Annotated in this window: 25 protein-coding genes; 16 read left to right on the top strand and 9 right to left on the bottom strand. The window is 43.6% G+C overall.

Going from position 1 to position 26162, the window contains the following annotated elements:
* Nucleotides 1–7: 7 nt before the first annotated feature.
* The 5 genes from CEX98_RS02600 to CEX98_RS02580 form a co-directional block, all read right to left on the bottom strand.
* Entirely contained in the window at nucleotides 8–670 is a 663-nt protein-coding gene (locus tag CEX98_RS02600; RefSeq protein ID WP_099640574.1) for a class I SAM-dependent methyltransferase, read from the bottom strand.
* A gap of 7 nt (nucleotides 671–677) precedes the next feature.
* A complete protein-coding gene (locus CEX98_RS02595) occupies nucleotides 678–1667 on the bottom strand; it encodes a GDP-mannose 4,6-dehydratase (protein WP_099640573.1) in 990 nt (329 codons plus the stop codon).
* The gene (locus CEX98_RS02590) at nucleotides 1660–2271 is read right to left on the bottom strand and encodes an SIS domain-containing protein (RefSeq protein ID WP_099640572.1); all 612 of its coding nucleotides are present in this window, start codon (nucleotides 2269–2271) and stop codon (nucleotides 1660–1662) included. Before CEX98_RS02590 ends, CEX98_RS02595 begins: the two co-directional genes overlap by 8 nt.
* On the bottom strand, nucleotides 2268–3215 hold the full coding sequence (locus CEX98_RS02585; RefSeq protein ID WP_099640571.1) for an NAD-dependent epimerase/dehydratase family protein: 948 nt from the start codon (nucleotides 3213–3215) through the stop codon (nucleotides 2268–2270). Before CEX98_RS02585 ends, CEX98_RS02590 begins: the two co-directional genes overlap by 4 nt.
* Nucleotides 3216–3299: 84 nt before the next feature.
* Nucleotides 3300–4025 (bottom strand): cytidylyltransferase domain-containing protein, encoded by a 726-nt coding sequence (locus CEX98_RS02580; RefSeq protein ID WP_099640570.1) that lies wholly within the window; start codon nucleotides 4023–4025, stop codon nucleotides 3300–3302.
* 182 nt (nucleotides 4026–4207) lie between these two features.
* Between CEX98_RS02580 and pseI the strand changes: the two genes are divergently transcribed.
* The 4 genes from pseI to CEX98_RS02560 are packed head-to-tail and all read left to right on the top strand — an operon-like array spanning nucleotide 4208 to nucleotide 8559.
* Nucleotides 4208–5248 carry a pseudaminic acid synthase gene (gene pseI, locus CEX98_RS02575; protein ID WP_099640569.1) on the top strand — a complete coding sequence of 347 codons (1041 nt, stop codon included), beginning with the start codon at nucleotides 4208–4210 and terminating at the stop codon, nucleotides 5246–5248.
* Nucleotides 5245–5514: a hypothetical protein gene (locus CEX98_RS02570; protein WP_099640568.1), complete on the top strand. Its 270-nt coding sequence runs from the start codon at nucleotides 5245–5247 to the stop codon at nucleotides 5512–5514. The genes pseI and CEX98_RS02570 overlap by 4 nt, the downstream gene beginning before the upstream one ends.
* The gene (gene pseG, locus CEX98_RS02565; RefSeq protein ID WP_099640567.1) at nucleotides 5495–7057 is read left to right on the top strand and encodes a UDP-2,4-diacetamido-2,4,6-trideoxy-beta-L-altropyranose hydrolase; all 1563 of its coding nucleotides are present in this window, start codon (nucleotides 5495–5497) and stop codon (nucleotides 7055–7057) included. The genes CEX98_RS02570 and pseG overlap by 20 nt, the downstream gene beginning before the upstream one ends.
* The gene (locus CEX98_RS02560; RefSeq protein WP_099640566.1) at nucleotides 7054–8559 is read left to right on the top strand and encodes a class I adenylate-forming enzyme family protein; all 1506 of its coding nucleotides are present in this window, start codon (nucleotides 7054–7056) and stop codon (nucleotides 8557–8559) included. The genes pseG and CEX98_RS02560 overlap by 4 nt, the downstream gene beginning before the upstream one ends.
* Nucleotides 8560–8590: 31 nt before the next feature.
* Here CEX98_RS02560 and CEX98_RS02555 read toward each other — a convergent pair whose 3' ends face one another.
* The 3 genes from CEX98_RS02555 to pseB are packed head-to-tail and all read right to left on the bottom strand — an operon-like array spanning nucleotide 8591 to nucleotide 11914.
* Complete coding sequence (locus CEX98_RS02555; protein WP_099640565.1) at nucleotides 8591–9724, bottom strand: Gfo/Idh/MocA family protein; 1134 nt, start codon at nucleotides 9722–9724, stop codon at nucleotides 8591–8593.
* Nucleotides 9717–10916, bottom strand: coding sequence for a UDP-4-amino-4,6-dideoxy-N-acetyl-beta-L-altrosamine transaminase (gene pseC, locus CEX98_RS02550; RefSeq protein ID WP_099640564.1), 1200 nt, complete (start codon nucleotides 10914–10916; stop codon nucleotides 9717–9719). Before pseC ends, CEX98_RS02555 begins: the two co-directional genes overlap by 8 nt.
* The gene (pseB, locus tag CEX98_RS02545) at nucleotides 10913–11914 is read right to left on the bottom strand and encodes a UDP-N-acetylglucosamine 4,6-dehydratase (inverting) (protein ID WP_099640563.1); all 1002 of its coding nucleotides are present in this window, start codon (nucleotides 11912–11914) and stop codon (nucleotides 10913–10915) included. The genes pseC and pseB overlap by 4 nt, the downstream gene beginning before the upstream one ends.
* A gap of 223 nt (nucleotides 11915–12137) precedes the next feature.
* On the opposite strand from pseB, the gene CEX98_RS02540 reads away from it, so the two are divergent.
* Both CEX98_RS02540 and CEX98_RS02535 read left to right on the top strand, forming a co-directional pair.
* Complete coding sequence (locus CEX98_RS02540) at nucleotides 12138–12923, top strand: flagellin (RefSeq protein WP_099640562.1); 786 nt, start codon at nucleotides 12138–12140, stop codon at nucleotides 12921–12923.
* 145 nt (nucleotides 12924–13068) lie between these two features.
* Nucleotides 13069–14508, top strand: a complete 1440-nt coding sequence (locus tag CEX98_RS02535; RefSeq protein ID WP_099640561.1) for a sigma-54 dependent transcriptional regulator — start codon at nucleotides 13069–13071, stop codon at nucleotides 14506–14508.
* Between the two features lie 79 nt (nucleotides 14509–14587).
* Here CEX98_RS02535 and CEX98_RS02530 read toward each other — a convergent pair whose 3' ends face one another.
* A complete protein-coding gene (locus CEX98_RS02530) occupies nucleotides 14588–15187 on the bottom strand; it encodes a DNA-3-methyladenine glycosylase I (protein WP_099640560.1) in 600 nt (199 codons plus the stop codon).
* A 195-nt stretch (nucleotides 15188–15382) separates the two neighbouring features.
* Between CEX98_RS02530 and CEX98_RS02525 the strand changes: the two genes are divergently transcribed.
* From CEX98_RS02525 to CEX98_RS02485, 10 genes are all read left to right on the top strand, one after another.
* On the top strand, nucleotides 15383–16483 hold the full coding sequence (locus CEX98_RS02525; RefSeq protein ID WP_099640559.1) for a sensor histidine kinase: 1101 nt from the start codon (nucleotides 15383–15385) through the stop codon (nucleotides 16481–16483).
* Entirely contained in the window at nucleotides 16480–17850 is a 1371-nt protein-coding gene (locus CEX98_RS02520; RefSeq protein WP_099640558.1) for a sigma-54-dependent transcriptional regulator, read from the top strand. Before CEX98_RS02525 ends, CEX98_RS02520 begins: the two co-directional genes overlap by 4 nt.
* A 188-nt stretch (nucleotides 17851–18038) precedes the next feature.
* Nucleotides 18039–18371, top strand: a complete 333-nt coding sequence (fliE, locus tag CEX98_RS02515; RefSeq protein ID WP_099640557.1) for a flagellar hook-basal body complex protein FliE — start codon at nucleotides 18039–18041, stop codon at nucleotides 18369–18371.
* Between the two features lie 20 nt (nucleotides 18372–18391).
* On the top strand, nucleotides 18392–20110 hold the full coding sequence (gene fliF / locus CEX98_RS02510; RefSeq protein ID WP_099640556.1) for a flagellar basal-body MS-ring/collar protein FliF: 1719 nt from the start codon (nucleotides 18392–18394) through the stop codon (nucleotides 20108–20110).
* Entirely contained in the window at nucleotides 20103–21143 is a 1041-nt protein-coding gene (gene fliG, locus CEX98_RS02505) for a flagellar motor switch protein FliG (RefSeq protein ID WP_099640555.1), read from the top strand. Before fliF ends, fliG begins: the two co-directional genes overlap by 8 nt.
* A 3-nt stretch (nucleotides 21144–21146) precedes the next feature.
* Nucleotides 21147–21962 (top strand): flagellar assembly protein FliH, encoded by an 816-nt coding sequence (gene fliH, locus CEX98_RS02500; protein WP_099640554.1) that lies wholly within the window; start codon nucleotides 21147–21149, stop codon nucleotides 21960–21962.
* Nucleotides 21963–22035: 73 nt separating this feature from the next.
* On the top strand, nucleotides 22036–23367 hold the full coding sequence (gene fliI, locus CEX98_RS02495) for a flagellar protein export ATPase FliI (protein ID WP_099640553.1): 1332 nt from the start codon (nucleotides 22036–22038) through the stop codon (nucleotides 23365–23367).
* Nucleotides 23367–23813: a flagellar export protein FliJ gene (fliJ, locus tag CEX98_RS02490; protein WP_099640552.1), complete on the top strand. Its 447-nt coding sequence runs from the start codon at nucleotides 23367–23369 to the stop codon at nucleotides 23811–23813. Before fliI ends, fliJ begins: the two co-directional genes overlap by 1 nt.
* A 142-nt stretch (nucleotides 23814–23955) precedes the next feature.
* Nucleotides 23956–24384, top strand: a complete 429-nt coding sequence (locus CEX98_RS23175) for a hypothetical protein (protein WP_242441596.1) — start codon at nucleotides 23956–23958, stop codon at nucleotides 24382–24384.
* A complete protein-coding gene (locus CEX98_RS02485) occupies nucleotides 24381–26147 on the top strand; it encodes a flagellar hook-length control protein FliK (protein ID WP_242441595.1) in 1767 nt (588 codons plus the stop codon). The genes CEX98_RS23175 and CEX98_RS02485 overlap by 4 nt, the downstream gene beginning before the upstream one ends.
* Nucleotides 26148–26162: the final 15 nt, after the last annotated feature.

The following is a 26162-nucleotide window of genomic DNA, read 5'->3' as shown; positions in this document are numbered from 1 at the left end:
AAATTACCTATGGAATAAACCAATAAAAATCGCCAGTGTAACCGTTATCTTTGAAGAATTGTTTCCAATCATCCACATGCATAATGGTTTTGGCTGTTAATGCCCACTCCATCATGCGCTCTTTTTCTTCTTCGTTGCGGTAGGCATCCACGGTGATAAAAGCTTTTCCTCGGCTGACGCGTTCAATTTCGCCTAGCGCCATTGCGCACTCACCTTCCTCAAGGTTGTGGATAGTATTAATAGACATCACAACATCAAAGGAATTATCTTCAAACGGTAAGGATTTAGCGTCACCTAATGTCAGTAAATCTTTCACTTCTTCTTTTGCATGTTCAAGTGCGTACTCTGATACATCCAAGCCACGTAATTTAATTCCAGGTATCAACTGTTGTAGGTCATAAAGCATAAAGCCTTTTGCACAGCCAACATCCAATAGACTAGAAGCTTTTGTGAGGCCAAAGTGTGATTGTAAATCAGGCACTACAGGCTGCCAAAAGCGAGGGAAATAATGAAAACCACCGTAACCATAGGTTCTATCACCATCAAAAAAGTCCTTGCCGTACTGCCTTGCGATCTCTCTGTCGGCATCCGTAATAACTTGTGCTCTACCTTTGGTGTCGCGCTTTGATTTAGGGTAGTTTCTAAGTAAATCTATTTCTTGTCCTAACATGGGGTTCTCACGCCTTATGAATATAGTCATGGGGGAGGGTACTTAAAATGTCTTTGTAGTTTTTCACCCAAGCAATGGTTCGCTCTAGTCCGTTTTCAAGTGTTACTTGGTCTTGCCAAGAGAGCTCTGAGCGGATCTTTTGCGTATCTAAGAGATAAGCCGCATCTTTGCCAAGTCTATCTTCTGTGACTTCGCAGACTTGCTCAAAAGGAACATGCAACATATCGCAAATTAACTCAACTAATGCTCTGATAGTGATCATTCTTTCGGTTGATATATGATAAATTTCCCCGAGTTTTCCATTGTCACCAATAAGCTGTGTCGCGCTAGAAACATCATCAATGTGAATAAATGAGCGAGTAGAATGACCACCGCCGTGCAGTGGTAACACTTTACCAAGCAATGCAAAGAGTATCGTACGTGGTATGATCCGATATAGCTGTTGACCTTCACCATACACATTTGCTGCACGTGTAAACACCACAGGAAACTGATATACATCGGCAAAAGTATGTAAACTCATATCTGCAGCTGCACGTGACACCGCGTAAGGGGTGCTTGGGTGATAGTTTTTATTTTCAGGCACTAAGCCTTCGCAGCTACCGTACACTTCGGGCGTTGAAATATGAATATAACGGTCTAATGAGTCGAGTTTGTTAAGCTCGTTGTGAAGTTTAATCGTTGAAACCGCATTAGTCATAAACCAATGCTCGGGATATTGCCAACTTTGTCCAACCATGCTTTGCGCCGCAAAGTTGTAGACTTGTTTTATATTGTGCTTTTTGATCAGTGCAATAATTTCATCAAGGTGATGATTTAAATCTAGTTGGTGAAACACAGGTTGATTGGGTTGCCAGCGATAGGGCAACAAAGCGTCATTCGGTTCCTCTGAGCGGCTGACAGCGATTACCTGCTGGTCTTGATTAAGCATGTGCGCGCAGAATGATGCACCAGAAAATGAATTACTGCCAAGTACTAAAATAGGGGAGCTAGTCATCTTTTAACTCCTGATATAAAGCTTTCATAAGAATGTGCCCAATAACAACTTGGGTGTCTTCGGAAATTTGCATATCTTGAATATCAAAGTGAAACACTTGATCAAGCAAAGGTTTCGCCTTGCCGCCATCAAATCCTAAGATCCCAACAGTCGTCATACCGAGGCTCTGGGCTTGCTCAATTGCATTGATTATATTTCCGGAGTTTCCGCTGCCAGAAAGTACTAACAAAATGTCGAGATGATTGGCTTTTACCTTCAGCTGATGAGCAAAAATATTGTCGTAACCAATATCATTGCCTAAACAGGTCAATACTGAGCTATTTGCAGCCAATGCTTCTACCTTAAGTGCATTGCCTTGCGGACTGATGCCAAAGGTAAAGTCATTTGCGAGGTGGATAGCATTTGCGGCTGAGCCGCCATTTCCACACAGATACAAAGTACCTCCGTTGTTTTTCATCGTGATTAAGGTATTGACTAAGCACTTCACTTTAACCCCGTCAAGCTTGCTCAATACTCTGTGCAAAGTCTCGACGTAGCTTTCAGTTAACGACACGATGGGGTCAATTGATGGTAACGGAGTGATGATACTTTGTTGCTTAGTCATAATACTTCTCGCTGCATCCACTTAAGGTTGTAGAAGCGATCTTCATTTTTTAACTGGCCCGCACGATAGGCGGTAATCAGTTCTTCAATCGCAGTGGCCACATTTTTAGTGGGTTTAAATCCAGTCGCCAATAGTTTGTCTGAATTGATGCGGTAACATCTTGGATCGTTTGATGGCGTCACTTCTATTTCACAATCGATCTGAGCTTTTACCATGTTGGCAATGTCCATAATGGAGATATTTTCAAACCCGGCATTGAACACACCACTGGTTTTTTCGGGATGTTCCAACATATAAATATACAGGTCAGTAATATCATCGATATGAATATTTGGCCGTACTTGTGCCCCGCCAAACACCGTAATTTTTCCATTCTCAAGTGCTTGCATCGTCAACATATTGACGGATACGTCCAAACGCTGGCGAGGAGATAAGCCACAAACCGTGGCGGGTCGGACAATTTGAACTGTCATCTCATCTGCGTAGCTAAGTAATACCCGTTCTGCGACCATTTTTGTCTTGTTGTATTCGGAAATAGGTTCTAACGTTAACTCTTCAGTAACTTGATCTTCGTCTTTCACGCCATAAACACTTCCAGAAGAAGCATAGATAAACTGTTTGATACCGGCACGTTTCGCTTTGTCAGCGAGCTGCATTGTAGCAAGCGCACTGACTTCCCAAGTTAACTTAGGGTTTAAATCGCCACACGGATCGTTAGCAATAGAAGCCAGATGAATGATGCTGTCAACAATAGAGAGATCGATATCTTCAGTTTGTCTAACATCGCCTTTAATTACAGTGAGGTTTTCATGTGGAGCCAAGAAATTTCCAAACCATTGGGTGTCAAGAGCAATAACTCGGTATCCTTTAGCCAGCAACTTAGGAACAAGCACAGTTCCTTTATAGCCGGTAGCACCAGTAACTAATACGGTTTTTTTATTCATTTTTATCTCTACTATCTATTGTCAATTCGTGCACTTATTTTAATTTCAGCAAAAATTAAGCCAGAGCGGCACGTAGTGGACGAATTAAACGGTTTTTTGTTCTACATGTTTGTTAATATCGGCAAGGTGGGGGAACTTCTTTAATGTCAGTAATAACTCAGCGAAACTAAAGATTATTTGACCATGCATTTTTTCATAAATCGCTATAATTGCAGTGTAGTCATCCGGCTCATCAAGCGTTAGCCGGTAATGGCTAAGATCTTCCATAGCACTGATTACATAGCTAGAATAAGAACTGAACTTTGACATGCCCAAAGTGACGTGTTCACGATCTGGCGTTGAAGTTGCTTTTTCATGCGTGGTTTGCAGCAGCTTATATGAAAATACCGCGGTGTCTAAGCCTCGAGGAAAGCCGCTGTGTGGACCCAAACTCACTGCATCAAAATCATTATTGAGATATGTGTTTATTGCCTGACTTACTAAATCACAATCAATTAGTGGGCAGTCACTCGTTAGACGCACAATTGCAGTATCTTCTTTAGCACCAAACTTTGTAGCCGCAAGGTAATAGCGGCCAAGTACATCTTCAGTACTACCTTGAAAATAAGCAATGCCTAGAGATTTACAGAGGTCAACGATAGGGGCTTCCGAGCCGTCATTGGTGGTGGCGACGATAACGTTGCTGTGCCAACGCTCCAGTCGCTCAAGCATGACTTGTAGTACAGGTTTACCGCAAAGTGGCAACATCACTTTTCCAGGTAACCGAGTTGAGGTCATTCTCGCTTGAATGATTATTTGAACCTTGTCCATTGGCACCGTTGTTCTCATTTAATTTGAGTTCAATATAGCAAAGGATTACACTCAAAGACAAAGGCTAACATCGATAAGCTCAAATAACTGGCTTGATTTTATTCAATATTTACCAGAAAAGGTAAAATAGGTGTTATTTTTGCTTCATCCAAATCATATTTATCTTATTTTTCGGGGACAACATGGGTTTCAAAAAGGTGTTGAATATCGCTGGTCGTTCTGTAGGTCACGAACACCCTTGTTACATTATTGCTGAAATGTCAGCAAATCATGGGCAGTGTATCAACAAAGCAAGGGAGTTAGTACATGCAGCATATGAATCTGGTGCTGATGCTATTAAATTGCAAACCTATACTGCAGACACGTTAACAATGGACTGCAAGTTGCCGCATTTTGAAGCTACAGGACCTTGGAAAGGTCAGTATCTTCATGATTTATACAAAACAGCTTACATGCCGTGGGACTTTCATTTTGAGTTATTTGAGTTGGCCGCTAAGCTTGGCTTAACATGTTTCTCGTCGCCATTCGATAAAACGGCGGTGGACTTATTAAGTCAGCTAGATGCGCCAGCCTATAAAATTGCTTCGCCAGAATTGATCGATCACCAGCTTATCCGAGATGTTGCCGCAACAGGCAAGCCTATGATTATGTCTACCGGAGGCGCGACGCTACCAGAAATAGCTGAGGCTGTGAGAGTAGCTGAAGAGGCGGGTGTAACTGAGCTTGGGCTGATGAAGTGTACGAGTACCTATCCAGCCCCTGCTGAGACGATAAACTTGCGCACAATTCCACATATGAGAGAAGCGTTTAAGTGCCCTGTAGGGCTATCCGATCATACACTTGGTAATGATGTACCTCTGGCATCAGTTGCGGTAGGGGCATGCATGATTGAAAAGCACTTTGTGCTGGATAAGAGTGATGACACTGCTGATAGTTTTTTCTCCATGACTCCGGATGAATTAAAGGCGCTAGTCCATGGTGTCAGACAGATTGAAAAAGCGATGGGAGAGGTTAACTACCCTACTGAAGCGTCAAAAGCTCGTCGCTGTGTCTATATTATAAAAGATATTAAATCAGGCGAGCGCTTGACTACCGAGCATCTAAGGCAGATGCGACCTGGTGGTGGCGAAATCATGCCAAAAGAGTTACCAAGACTAGTTGGCCGTACTGTGAACAGAGATCTGCGCTGTGGTGAGCAGTTAGCATGGAGTGATTTATCGTGAACGCAAACAAAGAAATGCTAACCCAAACTATTCAGCAGTTTTTGCTAGAAAGAGGCGTAATAGTCGCCGACAATAACATTGATAGCTATAACTTTGTCAAGGAAGGGACACTAGATTCGTTTGAAATACTAACGTTAATTATGCAGTTAGAAAGTGATTATCGTGTTTCGGTACCGCCAGAATTACTACTGGATCCAGAAAACGCAAATGTAGGCACTTTGGTAAATTCACTGGCTAAGCTTGTCAATGATCGCGATAAGAGTTGATACCTTATGTGGCCTTGGCCACTTCATGCGTTGTAAGTGGTTAGCGTTAGCGCTTCACGAGTATGGCAAAGAAGTGGTGTTTCTAGTCGATAAGGCCGTTCCTGAGCATTTATCACTTGAATGCATGAACGAAATAAAAATTTTACCTTACGCGCAAACTCATAAAGAAGATGCTCATAATACCTTGAAGGCGCTTTCTGAGATACAAAAGCAGGTTGAAAGCGTTATCGTAGACAGCTACCGTTTTGATTCAGAGTGGGAAGTAGAAGTTGCGAAACAGATCCCTTCCATCATCGTAGTGGACGATTTAGAAAGAGCGCATAGTGCTAAGTTACTTATTGATAGTAAGTGGTGTGGTGACAAAACTGGTGAGCGCTACGCAAGCTTGGACAACAAACTTTTAGGCCCCGACTTTGCTATGTTGTCGCCAGAATACCACGACTGCTCACGTAGAAAAAGAGAGCAAAATCGTGTGATGTTCTCTCTTGGCGGCGGAGGGGATTGGTGTATAGCTGCTGATCTGATAGCACTGTTGCTAAGCACAGCACCAGAAGTTGAAGTTGACGTGATTATAGGACCAATGGCTGAAGGAGTAGAATCGCTAACTCAGCTAGCTAATACAACTTGTAGATTGCAGCTAGTTCAGCAACCAGCTACTCTTGCGCCTTATTATCAAAGTTGTAGTCTATTTGTGGGAGCGCTTGGCACTTCCCTTTACGAGTTGGCCGCAACAAATACGCCGGCATTAACGTTTTCGATTGCCCCAAATCAAGCCAATCAACAAGGTGCGCTAGATGACTTAGGCCATTATTTTCATGTGCCAGATCTTCTGACGCGAAAGGCTAGTGAGGTTGTCGCGTTAATATTGACGCTAGTGAAACAGTCCAAACGAATAATAAAAGCGCGAGAAACTGCACCGATTAAGGTAGATGGCCGAGGTGCAATTCGAGTTGCAGAGATGATTTTAGCGAACGATATTAAATCTTCTGTGACACAAAGAACTCTACATAGCCAACAGACAAATATTTGGCAGTTAACCGAATCGGTGCAGATCCGTCAATGTAACGACTCAGACATAAATAGATATCTTGCAGCGCGGAATTTACCAAATAACACTTGGCGTATGACAATTACTTCAGACATTGACGTGCTGGCGCATTATCAGTGGTGGTTTTCCAATAGCAGAGAGTCATTTGTAATGGAAGCTAATGGCAAACCATTGTTATACGTTTGGCATCAGATTTATAACATTGAATCGCAAGACTATCTGATTGGTGGGTGGTTTGCTGCATCTGGTGAGGTGAACTTTGCCCACGCACAAATGGTTTTGGAGTGGCAGCTAGGTGAAACCGCGGCTAAATACCCTAAAGCCATTTGGCTTGCGGTAATAAATAAAGAAAATAAGTTTGTGAATCTACTTAACCAACGTGCGGGCTTTGTTTCCATTGAGCAAGACGAAAAGAAAATGCGTGCAACGCAACAGTTGTTTCCAAAAGCATCGCTTACCGAGTTTAATTATGTTGGCAAAGAGGTAAATACATGAGGCCGAGTATTTACAAGTTATTCGAAAAAAACGTACAGAAAACCCCTAAAAAAGCAGCTGTTATCTACCTAGAACAGCAGGTGAGCTATGAGGAGTTGAACCGACAAGTATTAAAGTTAAGTACACACTTTGTAAGATCTGGCCTTACCCCTGGTCAGCGGGTAGGGGTTTTTGCCCCCAACGGTATCGAATTTGTCGTAACACTACTTGCTATTGCCAAGCTTGGAATTGCGGCTGTCCCGTTACCTATCAGCCTCAAAGGCAATGCATTAATAACAGCGTTGAAGAAAACGCCTGTTGCTATGGTTGTTGCGTGGCCGACGATAGGCAAAGTGCTACTTGATGCCAACTTAATAGAGCCTGATAATCTGGTGACACTTGGAAAACCTGTGGGTGAAGAGCCAAGTTGGGAAGCTGTTCAATCCGGCGAGGTAATAGATGACTTACAACATGATGTTGACCTTGATGCCCCTTTTATTTTGACAATGACTTCAGGGTCAACGGGGCAACCAAAGCCTATAGTGTTGAGTCAGGCTTGTAAAATAAACCGCGCCACGGATGCGACGATCCATTATTACGGTTTGTCAGAGCAGGATGTGGTGTTGGTAGCAACGCCCATGTATCACTCACTTGCTCAAAGAGGCGTATTGATGCCACTTATTCTTGGTGCCACTACGGTGGTCCTGCCTAAGTTTAACCTTACGCAATGGTTGAGCGCGATAGAAACACATAAGGTGAGCTTTTTGTTCGCTGTAGCGGCTCAATTAGAGAGTTTGGTAGTGAAAGGAGCTGCTGGAAGTGACTTAAGTTCTCTCAGGTGTCTTGTATCGTCATCAGCAGTATTGGAAGGGGCAACTAAAAAACGCCTGCTCGATATGCTTAGTTGTCGCTTTCATGAGTGTTACGGCGCTTCAGAAGTGGGAGTGGTCACTGATTTTGCGGTTTCAGAGAATCCTGAGCAAAGTGGCAGTGTGGGCAAAGCGTTGCCATTTGTGTCTTTGAAAATCACAGATGATCAAGGGTGTGAAGTTGCTACGGGCCAAGTAGGGGAAATATGCTGTAATACCTCTACCATTTTTGGTGGTTACTTAAAAATGCCTGAACAAACCCGAGCAGCTTTTTATGTGGGGGATTTTTTTAAAACGGGAGACCTTGGTTATGTGGATGAACAAGGATATCTTTACTATGTCGGCCGCAAAAAAGAGGTAATTTCTAGTGGTGGGATCAATGTGTTCCCTCAAGATATAGAAACCATTGTTAAATCAGTTGATGGAGTGGAAGATTGCGTGGCATTTGGCGTTAAGGATGCCTTACTCGGAGAAGTAATCAAATTAGTGGTGGAGCAAAACCAAGATAAGGAGCTAACCGCTGCGATTCGAAAAGTTTGTTTACAGGAGCTGACTGACTATCAGCAGCCGAGATTTATAGAGTTGGTGGATGCTTTACCACGCAATCAAATGGGCAAAGTACTTCGCAATGATGTTAAAACACAGTTCAGCTGAGAGTACCACCTACCTAAGCAGGTGAAATAAGTTATTCCACCTGCTGCCATATCCCACTCTCTGCAGAACGCTTTGCGGCTTCGAATAGTGCTAATCCGTGTTTGGCTTGCTCGAACCCAAAGACATACTCAGAGCTGCTAGATTGTTTGTTTAAATGATATTGCAGTGCTTCAGCAATATCAGTATATAAGTTGGCAAATGCTTCGACAAAGCCGGTGGGGTGACCTGGCTTCATGCGGTTATAGCGAAACTGGTTGGCATACTGGCACTGTCCAGCTCTATCTAGCACCTCTCGGCGACCATCATTGTAGTTAAGCTCCAATTCGTCGGGATTTAATTGAAACCAACGAGCACTCCCTTTTGTGCCATAAACCCGGACTGATAGTCCATTTCTATGGCCGATAGCTGTTTTAGACATCCACATTGAGCCAGTGATACCGTTTGGATATTTTAGTAGCATATTGACGTCATCAACCAAGCCTCTGAAGTCAGAGTGATTAGCAAATTGTGCGCAGGTTGATTCTGGTTCTATCTCTAGTAAATAGCTTGATAAGTGGTGTAAATGGACACCGAGATCAAGACAAATCGTCGGCACATCGTAGTCCTTTAAGCGCCAAGATTGAGGTTGACTGGGTTTGCCTGCAATATCCGGTGGGCGTTTAAACCCTTCCTGTGGCATTTCAAGGTGTATTTTTTGTATCTCACCCAGTGTTTTATTCGCAATAATATGTTTCAGCTCTCTTACCATGGCATAGCCACTGTAGTTGAAAGTCACTGCTAAAAAGTGTTTGCTGGGGTCGTAGTATGATTCGATATCTTTTGTTTCAGCTAATCCGCAGGTCAGTGACTTTTCACAGATAATAGGCAAGTCTTGTTTTAGCAGCGCTTTGAGCACTTCAGTGTGATGAGGGGTAGGGGTTAAAATAACAAAGGCGTCGACATTATCTTGCTCTGCCTTTATCATTTTTTTCCAACAATCGTAGGTACGTTCAGCGCTAATGTTCCATTGTGTCGCCGTGCTGTGATTGACAGCGGAGTCTCTACTAAAAGCCCCAGCGACTACCTGAAATTTGTTATCCAAATGTGCCGCAGAAAAGTGTACGTATCCGACCGCTGAGTTGCTCCCGCCACCGATAAAAGCTAGCTGTAATGGCTTATTATTCATAATTTTTTCCGTTGCTTTCATAAGTGTCTACACTCTCGCTATAGAGATTACTTAAAGTCCTTACAATGTACTCTTGTTGAGCTAGAGTGAGCTCAGGGTACAATGGTAGAGTAACTGCACCGTGATAGTATGCTTCAGCGTTTTTGCAGCTGCCCACTTTGAACCCTATGTTTTGATAGTAAGGCTGTAGGTAAATTGGAATATAATGGACATGTGCATAAATGCCTTTTTCTCTAAGTGCATTGACGACAAATTGGTGCTGTTCAGCGGTACACTTCTCAAGCCGAACAACATACAAGTGGTAAGCTGATATTACTTTATTGCTGCAGGTTAACGGTGTTATTAATGGATAGTCTGAAAATAACTTATCATAAACCTTGGCGAGGTCATTCCGCACTTTAACGAAGGTATCTACTTTGGCTAGCTGGGCGACGCCTAGACTAGCGTGAAGATCTGTCATCCGGTAGTTAAAACCCAACGCTTGTTGTTGATAGTACCAAACGCCATGGCTTGGCTCAGTAAACTCGTCGGTATTGCCAGTGATACCATGGCTACGGAGTTTTGCCATTCTGTTGGCCAACTCTGGGTTATTTGTAAGTGCAGCACCTCCCTCAGCCGAAGTAATTATTTTGACAGGGTGAAAACTAAATACACAGATGTCAGAGTATTCACAGGAGCCTATCTTTTTTTCGTCAAAGGAACCGCCGATGGCATGAGAGGCATCCTCAATGATTGTAAAGCCATATTGCTGAGAGAGCTGGTGAATCGCTTTCATGTCGCACGACTGCCCTGCAAAATGTACCGGTATTACTACTTTAGGAAGCTGGTTTTGTTGTTCGGCTTGCATTAGTTTGCAAGTGAGCGCTTGAATACTCATATTGCCGGTATCGAGATCAATATCGACAAAGTCGACGCTCGCTCCACAGTACAAGGCGCAATTAGATGAAGCAACAAATGAATTTGGTGATGTCCAAACTATATCACCCTGACCAACATCTAGGGCGAGGCAAGCAATATGCAGTGCAGACGTCGCACTGTTTACCGCAACGGCACGATCTGCGCCGGTATACTCACAAAGTTTTTGCTCAAATTCTGGCACCTTGGGGCCTTGAGTTAACCAGTCAGATTGCAGTACATCGATCACTGCGTCAATATCCGCTTGGTCTATTGATTGCTTTCCGTATGGGATCATAATAGTGCTTGTATGTTAAATGCTTTGATTTCTTCAACGCTCATATAAACAGGGTTGGTTAAAGAGTTGTATTCAAACCCAGGTTGAACGGCTGCGCCTTGTTCACCTAGTGCATTAAGATCAAATGAATTGCTCCTACTGCTGAACTTAATTCCTGGGGCAATAACAAAGTGGTCTGCAAATTCAAAGGTATCAAAACTTAAATCCTGAGGACACATGACTTCATGCAGCTTTTCACCCGGACGAATACCTATGACTTTTTGTGGTAAGTTTGGAGCCATCGCTGTCGCTAAATCAACGATACGAATTGAAGGAATTTTTGGCACAAAGATTTCACCGCCAAGCATACGTTCAAAGTTTTTGAGTACAAAGTCAACGCCCTGTTGCAGGCTTATCCAAAACCGTGTCATATCTTCATGGGTAATAGGAATGTGCCCTTTGTTTTCATCAATAAAACGTTGAAATACGGGGACGACGGAGCCACGAGAGCAGACCACATTGCCATACCTTACAACAGAAAACTTGGTTTTATGGCCACCAGCCATATTATTTGCAGCAACAAAAAGTTTATCAGAGGCTAATTTTGTCGCACCGTAAAGATTAATAGGATTTGCCGCTTTATCGGTAGAAAGCGCAATCACCTTTTCTACATCATTATCTAGAGCTGCTTCAATCACATTTTCAGCACCATTGATGTTAGTTTTGATGCACTCCATCGGGTTATATTCAGCAGCAGGGACCTGCTTTAATGCTGCTGCATGGATCACGTAATCGACGCCTTGCATGGCTCTACGCAGCCTGTCTTTATCTCGAACGTCTCCGATGAAGTAGCGCATGCATCGCTGGTTAAACTCTTGTTGCATCTCGAACTGCTTTAGCTCATCGCGAGAAAAGATAATGATTTTCTTTGGTTTGTATCTTTCTAGCAGGGTTTTAACATACTTTTTGCCAAAAGAGCCTGTGCCACCGGTTATTAAAATGGTTTTATTATTAAACATAGGATGCCCACCTACAGGTGCAATCAAAACTTTACAGTATCGAGTATTGAAACTGACCTAGATTTTATACTCATACTATAAATTATCTACTACTCAATACTTTATATCACTTCTCTGTAATTTGCAGTATTTATGCCAGTCATTGCGAGAAATTTCACAGCTATGGTGACTTTTTATCCAAAATAGAGTAGTTTTAAACTAATGATAGTGAATGGGGGTATATATGAAAATCCAGTCACAAAGTACTGCTTTTTTTAATCGAACAGAGCAGACGGCAAACAAGTTAAACGAACAGTTGTCCTCGGGTAAGCGTGTTAATTCAGCTGCTGACGATGCTGCTGCGTTGCAAATCATCAATCGGTTAACCTCTCAGCAAGATGGCTACAGTCAATCGATCCGCAATGCTTACGATGGTATCTCTTATTCGCAAACGGCTGATTCTGCGTTGTCTGGTGTGAATGATGCAGTATCGAGGATTAGAGAGCTGTCTATTCAAGCTGGGAATGGTGCACTGACAGACAGTGACCGCCAAGCTTTGCAGGAAGAAGTGTCGCAGCTGCAAACACAAATTAGCGAAACATTTGAGAATACCTCTTTTGGTGGTGCTCAATTATTTGACGGCGAATCACGCAGCTTTCAAGTTGGTCCTGATGCCAATACCACGCAATCGCTAGAGCAAACGGATGGCAGCTTTGCAAGTGCTATCTTAAGTGTGGATATTTCTACTCAAGCAGGTGCTCAATCGGCAATTGACGCGGCAGACACCGTATCGGAAGAATTAAATAGTCAGCGAGCACAGCTAGGTGCTTTTGAAAATGCAGTGTCGAGTACGATACGTTCAGCGAGCAACCAACGAGAAAATATCGCAGCAAGCCAAAGCCGAATTCAAGATACTGACTATGCACAGGCTGTCAGTGACCAAGTGTCTAATGATATTTTGTCGCGGGCTTCCATCGCGTTAAGAGGTCAAGCTAATCAGTCGGCATCATCGGTACTAGGTTTACTATAAATTAATACCAAAGTATTGATATAGAACAGTGCGAGTGGCGATTTTTTGGCGTTTATGTCAAAAAGTTGCCACTTAGGTATTGCATCCCCTTTATTCTCTCTTACAATCTAACTATTGGAAATTTTAGTAGATTGGTTCTCAAGCAATGGTCTTGATCTTAGATAACAACAATAAAAGAGCGATCGGATTAGGCGCAGCACTTAGCTTTGTCGGTCAGGCAAATGATGTGCTAGCCGAAGAGCAGTACGATCCAAGTATTATTGATAAAAACCAAGAACCGATCTTTGTGTTGGGCGCACTGCAAACTCTTTCCCATGAAGTGTTGATAAAGTCTCACCCTGCTGTACCTTTTTTATTGATTGGGGAAACCCTCAGACCCTTACTTTCACTCCCCAATGTTATCGGGCTTATCACTGAGCCTTTTAGCCAAGAAGTAACTATGCAGTTGCTGCATGACTGCCAACAGTACTTACGGATGCTTCCGAATAAAGAAAATAAGCTGCAAAATAAAAGCTTTGACGGTTTAGTCGGTGAAACTGAGGCGGTTAAAAATGTACGCTTTTTAATTTCTCAAGTGGCAAAAACAGATGCAAACGTACTGATTTTAGGTGAGTCTGGCACAGGTAAAGAAGTGGTTGCACGAAATGTACACTTATTATCCAAACGTGCCCAAGGTCCGTTTGTGCCAGTAAACTGTGGTGCAATTCCAGGAGAATTGTTGGAAAGTGAGCTCTTTGGTCATGAAAAGGGCGCGTTTACTGGTGCAATATCGGCTCGAAAAGGGCGCTTTGAACTTGCACAAGGCGGCACGCTTTTTCTTGATGAAATAGGCGACATGCCACTGCAAATGCAAGTGAAGCTACTGCGAGTGCTTCAAGAGCGAACTTATGAGCGTGTAGGGGGAACAAAGCCAATTCAAGCAGATGTTCGTGTGATTGCCGCAACTCACCGCAATCTAGAAACCATGATTGAAGAAGGTAAGTTTCGAGAAGATTTATTTTACCGACTCAATGTTTTTCCAATTGAGAACCCGTCACTTAATGAGCGAGCAGAAGATATCGCATTGCTACTGAAAGAGCTAACGCGTCGAGTGAACGAGCAAACGGGGAATTCGGTTAAGTTTACCGATAGAGCCGTGGAAAGTCTTAAAGCGCATGCATGGCCTGGAAATATTCGAGAGCTTGCTAATCTTGTTGAGCGCATGGTGATCATGTTCCCCGATAAAGTGGTCGATGTTACCGATTTACCGCAAAAATATCGCTATATAGAAGTCGAGGCATTTGAGCCTGAATATCCAGAAGAATTGTTAGAAAAAGATGCTTTCAATGAACTGTTTAGTGAAGGTTTTAGTGACGATGAAGATGATTTGATAGCGGACGATTTTGCGCCGCAAACGGCCAATGTTGGTTTGCTACCAGATGAAGGCATTGAGCTCAAAGAATACTTGGCTGAGCTTGAGATAGACCTGATCACGCAAGCGCTTGAGCGTTATGACTATGTCGTTGCCCGTGCTGCAGAAATCCTAGGTGTTCGACGCACTACACTGGTAGAAAAAATGAAGAAATATAACCTTAATAGAGATTAATTTAGGATATCGAAGTTAGCGAGTTTTGCGCTTAACTTCGATAGTTTCTTCAGGTTTTAGGCTTTGTAACCGAGCGCTACTATATGCTCGAAAAATCCAAATTTGTATAGCCATCAATAATGGCTTGTTTGCAAAAGCAATCGTCTGCATGGTCATTGACCATACCACAGGCTTGCATGTGCGCATATACCGTTGTCGAGCCAAGAAACTTAAACCCTCGCTTTTTTAAGTCTTTAGCAAACTTGTCGCTAATTTCGCTGGTGGCAACGGCGTCCTGTTTATCACGCATTTGATTCACAATAGGTTGATAATCAACAAACTGCCACTGATAACGGGCAAAACTGCCAAAGGCTTGTTGGATCTCAATAAAACGCTTTGCGTTATTGATTGTAGCAGTGATTTTTGCTCGATTTCTAATAATACCGTCAAATGTTAACAGCCTTTCAATATCTTGCTCTGTCATCTGACTGACATTTTGCACATCAAAATGATGAAAGGCTTGTCGGTAACCCTCACGTTTTTTAAGTATGGTGTACCAGCTCAAACCGGCCTGCGCAGATTCTAACGTGATAAACTCGAACAAGCTTTGGTCATCAAGGACCGGTTTTCCCCATTCTTTATCATGGTACTCAATATAATCGGGTTTGCTTTCATCAACCCAGCTGCATCTTCTATTCATTGAAGTGTTCTCCAACTTACTTGTTGTTTATTTGTCGTTCGATTTTTTAAAGACTCTAGCATGGAGCTGTACATAAATACAGTGTCAATAAATTGTTCTTGAAATCTTAGTTATAACCTTATGTTTTTAAAGAAATATAAAGTTGGTTCGTTTTTTGCTTTTATCAATTGAGTTTATTTTTTAGAGAGCGGAAAAATGGCATTAGCACATGTTATTAATCCTCAGTTTGTGCCAGCGACTAATCGCTATAATCCATGTCTACTTCAAGAGGCATATGTGGGTGAGCTAAGCGATCTGAGACAGCAAGCAAGTTGGTTGAGCCATTTGGTAGATACGATGCCCGCAGGGGTGGTGGTACTCGATGGTCAAGGTATGATTGCCAAAGCGAATCAAATTGCGATGGATATGTTAGGCGAGCCTCTCGAAGGAGAGAAGTGGTTTAGCGTTATTCAGCGTTCATTCCGACCACAGCAAGATGATGGTCATGAAGTCTCTCTAAAAGATGGTAGACGTATTAAGTTGGATATTACAGCGCTCACGCCAGAGCCGGGTCAGCTTATTTTAATGACAGATCTCACCGAAACTCGTAGATTACAAAGCCGAGTTGCACATATGCAAAGGTTGAGTGCATTAGGAAAAATGGTGGCTTCTTTGGCGCACCAAGTTCGCACACCTTTGTCTGCTGCAATGTTATATGGCGCAAATTTGGGTGCAGCAAACTTACCAGCCGCTTCTCGAGAGAAGTTCCACGATAAGTTAATGTCAAGATTAAAAGACTTGGAAAATCAGGTGAATGACATGCTGCTTTTTGCGAAAAGTGGTGAGCAACAAGTGGTAGAACGAGTTTCTATGCAACAATTATTAAGCGAAGTTAAAGCGGGTGCTGACGCTATGGTTGAGCTTAATCAGGCAAGTTTGGAAGCCTGCTTGCCCGAGCCAGATATTGAAATCTTAGGGAACCGAACTGCATTAGCAAGCGCTATTCAAAACTTAATTCACAACAGTATTCAAATAATTGGCAGTGCAGCCCATATCGAGCTCAAAGCTGAACGTGAGCCATGTGGCGAATACGTTCGCATTTCGGTTACTGACAATGGTCCAGGTATTGATGAAAACTTGGTTGAAAAGTTGTTTGAACCTTTCTTCACCACTAAATCACAGGGTACTGGATTAGGTCTCGCCGTTGTTAACTCGGTTGCAAATGCGCATAAAGGGTTCGCTCAGGCTGAGAATGTAGCTGATAAAGGCGCTAGGTTCAGCCTAGTACTACCACTAATTGAAGCGGAGGAGCTATGAGTAATAAAGTATTAGTTGTCGAAGACGATGCCGGCCTAAGAGAAGCACTCATTGACACATTACAGCTTTCAAATATTGAGTGCGTAGAAGCGAATAGCGCAGAACAGGCTGTGGTATTACTGAAACAAGAGTCCTTTTCGCTAGTGGTCAGTGATGTACAGATGGGCACAATGAGTGGGTTAGACTTGCTTAAAACAATTAAGCTCAACTACCCAGACTTGCCCGTTTTGATGATGACCGCTTACGCCACCATTGATGATGCGGTTGAAGCTATGCGATTGGGCGCCATTGACTATATGGCTAAGCCCTTTGCGCCAGAAGTATTGCTGAACATGGTGGGCCGTTATTTACCTGAGAAGGAAAAAGAAACAGAAGGTCCAATTGTAGCCGATCCTAAGAGTATAAAATTACTAGAATTGGCCGCAAAAGTAGCGAAGTCCGATGCAAGCGTGATGGTGCTTGGGCCAAGTGGCTCGGGTAAAGAAGTGTTAGCACGCTACATTCACGATAAGTCAGACAGAGCCGAAGAGCCATTTATTGCGATAAATTGTGCTGCAATTCCTGAAAATATGCTGGAGGCGACGCTCTTTGGCTATGAAAAAGGAGCATTTACAGGGGCAATCCAAGCATGTCCAGGTAAGTTTGAGCAGGCTCAAAAAGGCACGATTCTACTTGATGAAATCACTGAGATGGATCTAGGACTACAGGCTAAACTACTTCGCGTATTGCAAGAGCGAGAAGTTGAGCGCTTGGGTAGCAGGAAAACCATCGCGTTAGATGTCAGAGTTTTGGCGACCAGTAACCGAGATCTTAAAGAAGCGGTGGAGGATGGTGTATTTAGAGAAGATTTATACTATCGACTCAACGTGTTTCCGCTGGAATGGCTACCGCTTAAAGATAGAGCGGGAGATATAACGGTATTGGCTGAACACTTGTTATCAAGACATATGCAAAAAGCAGGTAAATCAACACCAACACTGAGCAACAGCGCTAAGCAAAAGTTAAACTCTCACAGTTGGCCGGGTAACGTGCGTGAGCTTGATAATGTTATCCAACGTGCCTTGATATTATTTCAGGGGAATGAGATCCAAGAAGATGATATCTTCATTGAGAACTTTTCACCGATGTCACTAGTGGAGCCTTCAGCGCCAATAGCGCCTACTATGTTTGAGACAGCGCCAAATGAAAGTGAAATCATAAGTTACAAAGATGAATTACAGGACAAAGAGCACCAAATCATCTTGGATACGCTCGCTAAATTCAACGGTAAGCGTAAAGAAGTCGCTGAGGTATTGGGCATGAGCCCAAGAACGTTACGCTATAAGCTAGCAAAAATGCGAGACTTAGGGATTGCATTACCCGCTTAAGTTAGCAGTATCATATTAACCTACCAGTCATTTAGGTGCCTTAAATTGGCACCTAAATTTCGTTTATTATAAACTGCCAATTTTTCGACGCCCAAAAATACAGATTAACCTATTGTATTTAAAGGGTTTTAAGTTGGCACACTTTCTGCTTTACTACTATCAACAAGAACTATTTTGAGTAAAGCATCATGAAAGTACAATCATCAGCGTTATTCCAAGAAATGCAGGCAATGGCCGCTGAGGCGACCAGAAATACGCAGCCTACAATACAACCAGTAAAAACAGCTGCGTCTTCGTCAGCTCAATTTGGCGATTTACTCTCAGACGCAATCAATTCCGTTCACGGTCTTCAACAAGATGCAAAGAAAAAAGTCACCGCAGTAGAGATGGGTGATCGCAGTGTTTCTCTTGCTGAGGCGATGATCGCTAAACAAAAATCTTCGGTAGCTTTTGAGGCAACAGTGCAAGTGCGTAATAAGCTTGTTGAATCCTATAAAGAAATTATGAGCATGCCAGTTTAATAGAATGACTGTGGAGAGTAATCGTGGCTACTAATCAATCAACAGATCTTACACTTTCCGATGCTGCGCTGAATAACGACAGCGGCTCGGATGAGCAACAAGAGCAAAAGTCTGGCTACTTCAGTGCGCTAAGCGGTGTCGATATGTTGCGCCAGGTTACTCTGGTCATTGCCCTTGCTATTTGTTTAGCAATTGCAATCTTCATCATTATTTGGGCACGTCAACCAGATATGCGTCCATTGGGTAAATATCCAACGGAAGAGCTGGTTGAAACGCTAGATTTTCTAGATCAACAAAAAATTGAGTATCAATTAGACGGTAATACGATTTTAGTTGCTGAGTCAGATTATCAAGATATTAAATTGAGCATGGCGCGCGATGGGTTTAGCCAATCACCTAGCTCAGGTACTGATATTTTAATGCAGGATATGGGCTTTGGCGTAAGTCAGCGTCTTGAAAGAGAGCGTCTAAAGCATAGCCGTGAGCAACAGCTGGCTCGAACGATTGAAGAGCTACAGGATGTAAACCGCGCAAAAGTGCTACTGGCTATTCCAAAAGAAAACGTATTTGCACGTCGTGAGAAAAAGCCATCTGCAACTGTGGTGATCACGTTAAAACGTGGCAGAACCCTAGGAGGTGAAGAGGTTGATTCTATCGTAGACATCGTGGCGTCAGCGGTCCAAGGACTTGAGCCATCGCGTGTAACGGTTACCGATCAAAACGGACGCCTACTTAATTCGGGTTCTCAAGACTCTCTCGCTGCTCGCTCTAGAAAAGAATACGATATCGAGCGTAAGCGTGAGCAAGAGTACCTAGAAAAAATTGACAGTATTCTTATCCCAACGGTTGGTTTAGGTAATTTTACCGCGCAAGTCGATTTAACGATGGACTTCAGCGCAGTTGAAGAAACTCAAAAACGCTATAATCCAGATTTACCAGCGGTACGCAGTGAAACTACCTATGAAGAAAATAATATTGGTGGTCTTGCCGTAGGGATCCCTGGTGCATTAACAAATCAGCCTCCGGTTAATTCGAATATTCCAGAAGTGGCCGGTCAAGGTGGTAATGGTAAAGGCACAACGCCAAGTAGCAATCAAAAAGAAGCAACACGTAACTATGAGTTAGATACAACGATTAGTCATAAACGTCAACAAACCGGTGTGATCCGTCGGATCAGCGTGAGTGTTGCGGTAGATTACCTGTCCAAGCCAGATGCTGAAGGTAATATGACTATGGTGCCGCGTACGCAAGAAGAGTTAAACAATATTCGCCGGTTACTGCAAGGTGGTGTTGGATTTGATATGCAGCGAGGCGATGCGCTAGAAGTTGTTACCGTTCCATTTGTTCGTGAAGACCTAATGGAAATGGAAGAGCTACCATTATGGCAGCAGGATTGGTTCCAAAAAACAATTCGCCTTGCAGCGGGTACGCTCGTTATCATTGTGCTAATCTTAGCGGTAGTGAAACCTATGCTTAAACGTCTAATTTACCCAGATGATACGCTAGAAGAGTTTGATGAAGATGCGTTAACCAGTGGTGTAGATTTAGGCGATAGCACACTAGATATGCTAAATAACGATTTCGATGAGTCTGCGGTTGGCTTCTCATCAGACGGTAGATTACAATTGCCTGACCTACATGGTGACGAGGACCTACTTAAAGCTGTACGCGCCCTTGTTGCTAATGAACCTGAACTCTCATCACAAGTTGTGAAAGCGTGGTTGACAGAAGATGACTGATGAAGAACAAAAACAATTACCAGCTTCCTTTGACGTTGATAAGTTAGATGGCGTTGATAAAGCCGCCATCTTACTGCTTAGCTTAACTGAGGAGGATGCAGCTCAAATTTTAAAGCACCTAGAGCCTAAGCAAGTACAAAAGGTGGGTATGGCGATGGCGTCTATGGATGACTTATCGCAAGCCAAAATTGCAGCTGTACACAACTTGTTTATCGAGCAAATACAAAGCTTCAGTACCATTGGTTTCCAATCTGAAGACTTTATCAAAAAAGCCCTGACGGCAGCGTTAGGTGAGGACAAAGCTGCAAGCTTAATCGACCAAATAGTGATGGGCTCGGGCGCTAAAGGCCTAGATTCATTAAAATGGATGGACTCCAAGCAGGTTGCAAATATCATTCGCAATGAACACCCGCAGATCCAAACCATTGTTTTGTCTTACCTTGAACCGGAGCAGTCTGCAGAAATACTGTCTCAATTTCCTGAGAAAGTGCGCCTAGATTTAACCATGCGTATTGCTAACTTAGAAGAAGTTCAGCCTGCAGCATTGCAAGAATTGAACGAGATCATGGAAAAACAATTTGCAGGTCAAGCTGGTGCACAAGCGGCGAAGATGGGTGGCTTGAAAGCCGCAGCGGATATCATGAACTACCTAGACACCAATATTGAAGGTCAGTTAATGGATTCTATACGTGAACATGACGAAGAAATGTCGCAACAGATCCAAGACTTGATGTTCGTCTTTGAAAACTTGATGGATGTGGAAGATAGAGGCATTCAGGCAATTTTGCGTGAAGTTCAGCAAGATGTATTGATGAAAGCCATCAAAGGGGCTGATGATTCGTTAAAAGACAAGATCATGAAGAACATGTCTAAACGGGCCGCTGAAATGATGATGGATGACTTAGAAGCAATGCCTCCGGTACGGATCAGTGAAGTTGAAGCTGCACAAAAAGAAATTCTGGCAACGGCAAGACGGTTAGCTGATTCAGGCGAAATTATGCTTGGTGGCGGTGGTGGTGAGGAGTTCCTATAAACCATGGTCGATAAAAAGCTGTATAAAGGTCGCCCAGTGAGCACCGAAGCCGTAGATGAATTGCTAGAAAACTGGCCAATTCCAGATGTTACTGATAAACCCGAGAAGTACCGTGGTCGCTCGACGGCCTTCGGTACGCCGCTAGAAGAGCTATATACTAAAAAAGAGGTTAGTGCCGAACCAGAGCCGCAAGAGCCTGAGTTTCCAACACTTACACTCGAAGAATTAGAGCAGATCCGTCAAGACGCCTACGACGAAGGGATCAAACAAGGCCATGAACAGGGCTACATTGAAGGCTTTGATAAAGGTGTTTCCGAAGGTAAAGAAGCAGGCTATAAAGAAGGCGTTGAAATAGGAAAAGAAAAGGGCCTTGAAGAAGCGCAGCCAATTATTGAAGAACGAATGAAGGCACTATCGAGTATCTTAGATGGCATGCAAACACCACTCAAAAAAGTAGACGATGAGTGTGAGAAACAGCTTATTTTACTCGTCAATTTATTGGCAGAGCAGGTTATCTTTAAAGAATTAAAGACCAGCCCAGAACTGATCTTGAATGCGTTGAAGAAGGCTATGGACGCCTTGCCTGTAAAAGAACAAACCATCCGAATTCATCTACACCCAGAAGATCTAGAACTCGTGCAAGCTATGTATGGCGAGGAACACATCCAAGCACAGCACTGGCAACTCGTCCCCGAACCCACTCTAGACCGAGGTGGCTGTGAGGTAAAAACACCGCAGTCTTCTATCGATATGACACTGAAAAATCGCATCAGCGAAGTGTTGGAATCATTTTTGCAAGATGGTGGTATAAACCAGTAAATACAGGTGAAGCGCTCTTAAAACTCTACGAACGACTAGATAAGGAGCGCGCCTAAAGAAGGTAACTGCAAAAATGTCTACATCTGCTGCCATGAGTGAGCGAATCAGTAAATATAAAAAGTTTGTAAAACCTTATGGAGTTGCCGTGGCGGGCAGTCTTACTCGTGTCGTTGGTCTGACGCTTGAAGCCCGAGGACTCAATGCTCCGGTTGGTAGCCAATGCAAAATTGAGACTTTAGGCGGTTTTATTGATGCAGAAGTTATCGGATTTAACCAAGAAACCCTCTACTTGATGCCCAACGACCACATTACTGGCGTGCTTCCCGGAGCACGAGTTATTCCTAAAGTGAAAGACGCAGGGTTACCTGTGGGCATGGAGCTACTTGGTCGTGTCGTTGACGGCCTAGGTCGTCCTCTTGATGGACTCGGTGCCATTGACGCCGAACAGCATTTAAAGTTTGCTGCAGCCCCGATTAATCCACTTGCGAGACGGCCAATAAATGCACCGATGGATGTCGGTGTACGAGCTATAAACTCCATCGTCACTGTTGGGCAAGGCCAGCGTATGGGCTTGTTTGCAGGTAGTGGCGTTGGTAAATCTGTTTTGCTTGGCATGATGACGCGAGGCAGTGAGGCTGACGTGATTGTAGTTGGACTGGTGGGTGAACGTGGTCGTGAGGTTAAAGAGTTTATTGACGAGATTTTAGGTGCGGAGGGACGTCGACGCTCAGTGGTTGTTGCTGCGCCTGCGGATGCTTCGCCGTTGATGAGACTTAAAGGCTGTGAGAGTGCAGTGACCATTGCGGAATACTTCCGTGACCAAGGTTTGAATGTACTGCTGTTGCTCGATTCAGTTACACGCTATGCAATGGCACAACGTGAAATAGCGTTAGCGGTTGGTGAGCCGCCTGCTACAAAGGGCTATCCGCCCTCTGTGTTTGCTAAGTTACCGGCGCTGGTTGAACGAGCGGGTAATGGCGGTGAAGGGCAAGGATCTATTACCGCGTTCTTTACTGTGTTGAGCGAAGGGGATGATATGCAAGACCCAATTGCTGATGCTGCTCGAGCAATTCTAGACGGCCATATTGTATTGTCGCGAGAGCTTGCCGACAGTGGTCATTATCCCGCAATTGACATTGAAAAATCCATCAGTCGAGTGATGCCTCAAGTGGTTTCTGAAGCGCATATGCAGCAGGCCAGAGTATTAAAGCAAGTGTACTCTATGTATCAACAAAACAAAGATATGATCACGCTTGGTGCATACCAAAAAGGCACTGATCAAATGCTAGATCAGGCAATTAATATGATGCCTGCGGTGAATAGCTTCTTGCAGCAAGGCATGAAGGACGTTATTAACTACGACGAATGTCTGCAAAGCCTTGCTAGACTACTAGGACAAGCATAATGGCAAATAACAAACTGACGCTACTACTAAAGCTTGAAAAAGACAAAGAAGATAATCTGCGGATGAACTTTATTCAAGCACAGCAACACCTTGCCACAAATGAACAGCGCTTGCTTGGACTTAACGATTTTCGTTTGGAGTACAGTACTCAGCTTCATAGCAAGGCGCAAGCAGGTCTTTCGAGTGGTGGTTTTAATCAATACCATAACTTTATCAATAAGATTGAGCAGGCCATTGAACAGCAATCAAAGACTGTAAATACCGCTAAACAGGTAGTTGAGCAACGCCGTAAATTGTGGCTAGCGCAACAGGCTAAAACCAAGGCTATCGAAAAGCTAATTGAGAAACAAGCACTAGCAAAGCAACAAAAGCTTGCTAAAGCTGAGCAAAAAATGTTGGACGAGTTTGCCACTAACCAATTTGTTCGCAGAGAACACGCTTGGTAGATTGGCGCGAAATATGCAGTAATTGGTTTAGTAAGTTTTTATTTGTGTAGCCTTTTCGAGAAAGTTTCAATATTTCAATATATTAACTTTTTCAGTTGGACTATAGCGGCAGCACATTGCCACTGATAGAGGTAGTTTCAAGATGAATTTAATGCTTGCATCCATGCTGCAACGTGGCAGCAATGAGGTTGAGGTTAAAGAAAAAGCCCAAGAGATGGACGCTGAGGGTAAAGAAAGCGGGACTGGGTTTAGTGCTCTTATGGCCGAACTTGCTCAGCAAGAGCATGATGCAAAGCACAAAGACGTCGCTGCAAAAGAGACTGGTACTGCTGAAAATCAACTTATTACTGAGCATAGTGAGGGCGATAGCCCTGAGTTGAATGGAGCTGAGTCGGAAACGGACGGTTCTCCCCAAAACCCAAAACAAGCGGAGCCTTTACCTGCAGGTCATAATGGGAACACTTTAGTGACTATGGATGGGCCGATCCTGATACCCCAGATAACGATCTTTATGCCCAAATCACAGCCTCGAAGAAGCAAGACACTTCTCTATCTCAAGGCCCCAGTGTGATAGCGCAGTCGGTAAAAGAGGCGCTAGTTGATGCTGCTGAAGCGGAAGTTGGTCCTGCGCTCGCCAAAGGAGAGCAAGCTGAAGATCAAAACCTGTCAGAAACAGGTTTAAAAACGGGAAAATCTGATCAATTAAGTAAGGAAGCGGAAAACACCGTAACGGTTAAGTTATCTTCGGCTGAGGAAGAAAAGGTTAAACAAACTCCTTCTAAATCAGGTACTGAAGTTGAGCAACCCGTAAAATCGTTTGATCAACAAGGTGTAACATCAGAAAAACAAGACGTAAAGTCTAAGCTTGGCAATGCGCAAACGGTGCCGTCGCCTCCATTGGATAACAAATCGGAAGGCGATGCAGACCAGATTGTGATGGACATGAAGCAACGTCAAACCGCGGAGCAGAGTAATAAAACTACAGAGCAAGTAGCGAAGACGGCTACGACAGAGCCTAAAACCATTTCAGATCAGCCAAGTAAGGCAAGAGAGGCTGATAAAATAGCGGTGGCAGAGCACCAAGACGCTAAGTTAACAGCGAAGCCACAACCTGAAATAGCTGTCGCTAACCAAAGCAAAGCTGCTCAGCAGGTCAAAGCTGAAGGTCCAGCCAATACACCGGTTGACGCCAAAATGAATCCTGACAAACAGCCATCTACAGTTAAAAATGTCACTGATGTACAAACGGTTGTTGAAAAATTAACGGTTCCCCAACAACAGGAGCTAAAAGCGGTGATGGCTGGTAAGTTGGATATCTTTGATGCATCACCTAGTGTGCAAAAAGCAGTAGCGCAACTCATTGGCAAAGGCATGGATATGACGAGTTTGAGTCAATTCAAGATGACGACTCAGGCTGAGGCAGTGGTCGGCACTGATGAGTCAGAGTCGATGACTTCCGAGGTTAAATCCGATGTGAAAACGGTCAATTTATCCAATGTACCGGCTAATGCTGAGCCCAAAGAAGCACCCGCTAAGTCAACACCAACGTCAACGGTCGAAATGAAGGAAAAAAAGGTAGAGCAACCTCCTTCAGATAACGAACAAAAGGCGCTAGCGGAAAAAGCCAATATTGAGAAACAAGCTAGTGAAGAGCTAACAGACAAAGAGCTTGGCAAATTAGCGCAAGCAGAAGCGAGTATGGCAAAAGAAACCGTGAAAGTGGAGCGCCAACAATCTGCTGTTGTAACACCGAATACCGCCAAGCCTGAAGTTAGTACGCTTAATGCTGTACAGCAGGATGACACGTCACTAAATCAAACTCTGAAAGAAGTACAGCAAGTACAGCAGTCACAATCAACAACTAATACAGCAGCGCAGGCAAAACAAGCTGTGGATCCTCATCTCCAGCAAGCGATTAATATTGCTCGTCAAGATGCTGCAAAAGAGCTGCACCAACGAGTTGGTATGATGTTGAACTTAAATAATAAAGAGGCGGAAATACGGTTAGATCCACCAGAGCTTGGTGCAATGCAGATCCGCATAAAAAGCGATGCTGAGCAAGCCCAAGTGAACATTGTCGTACAGAATCAGCAGGCTAAAGAGTTGTTAGAACAATCTATGCCTCGATTAAGAGAAATGTTAGCTGAGCAGGGGATCGAGCTAGGTGACAGTCAAATATCGCATCAGCAACAAAGTGATGCTGAATCTGACTCTCAAGGGGGAGCTGGAAACCAAGGCGGACAGCTAGCTCAAGGGGATGAAGAAGAGATTTCTAATGGTTCTAGTACAACGCAAAAGAGAAATACTGATTCTGCAATAGATTACTATGCCTAACACCTGCTATTATTG

Origin of the sequence: Pseudoalteromonas piscicida (assembly GCF_002744175.1) — a bacterium.
Lineage (GTDB): Bacteria > Pseudomonadota > Gammaproteobacteria > Enterobacterales > Alteromonadaceae > Pseudoalteromonas > Pseudoalteromonas piscicida_B.
Note: the sequence above shows the minus strand (reverse complement) of the source record. Positions and strands in the feature narration are given on the sequence as shown.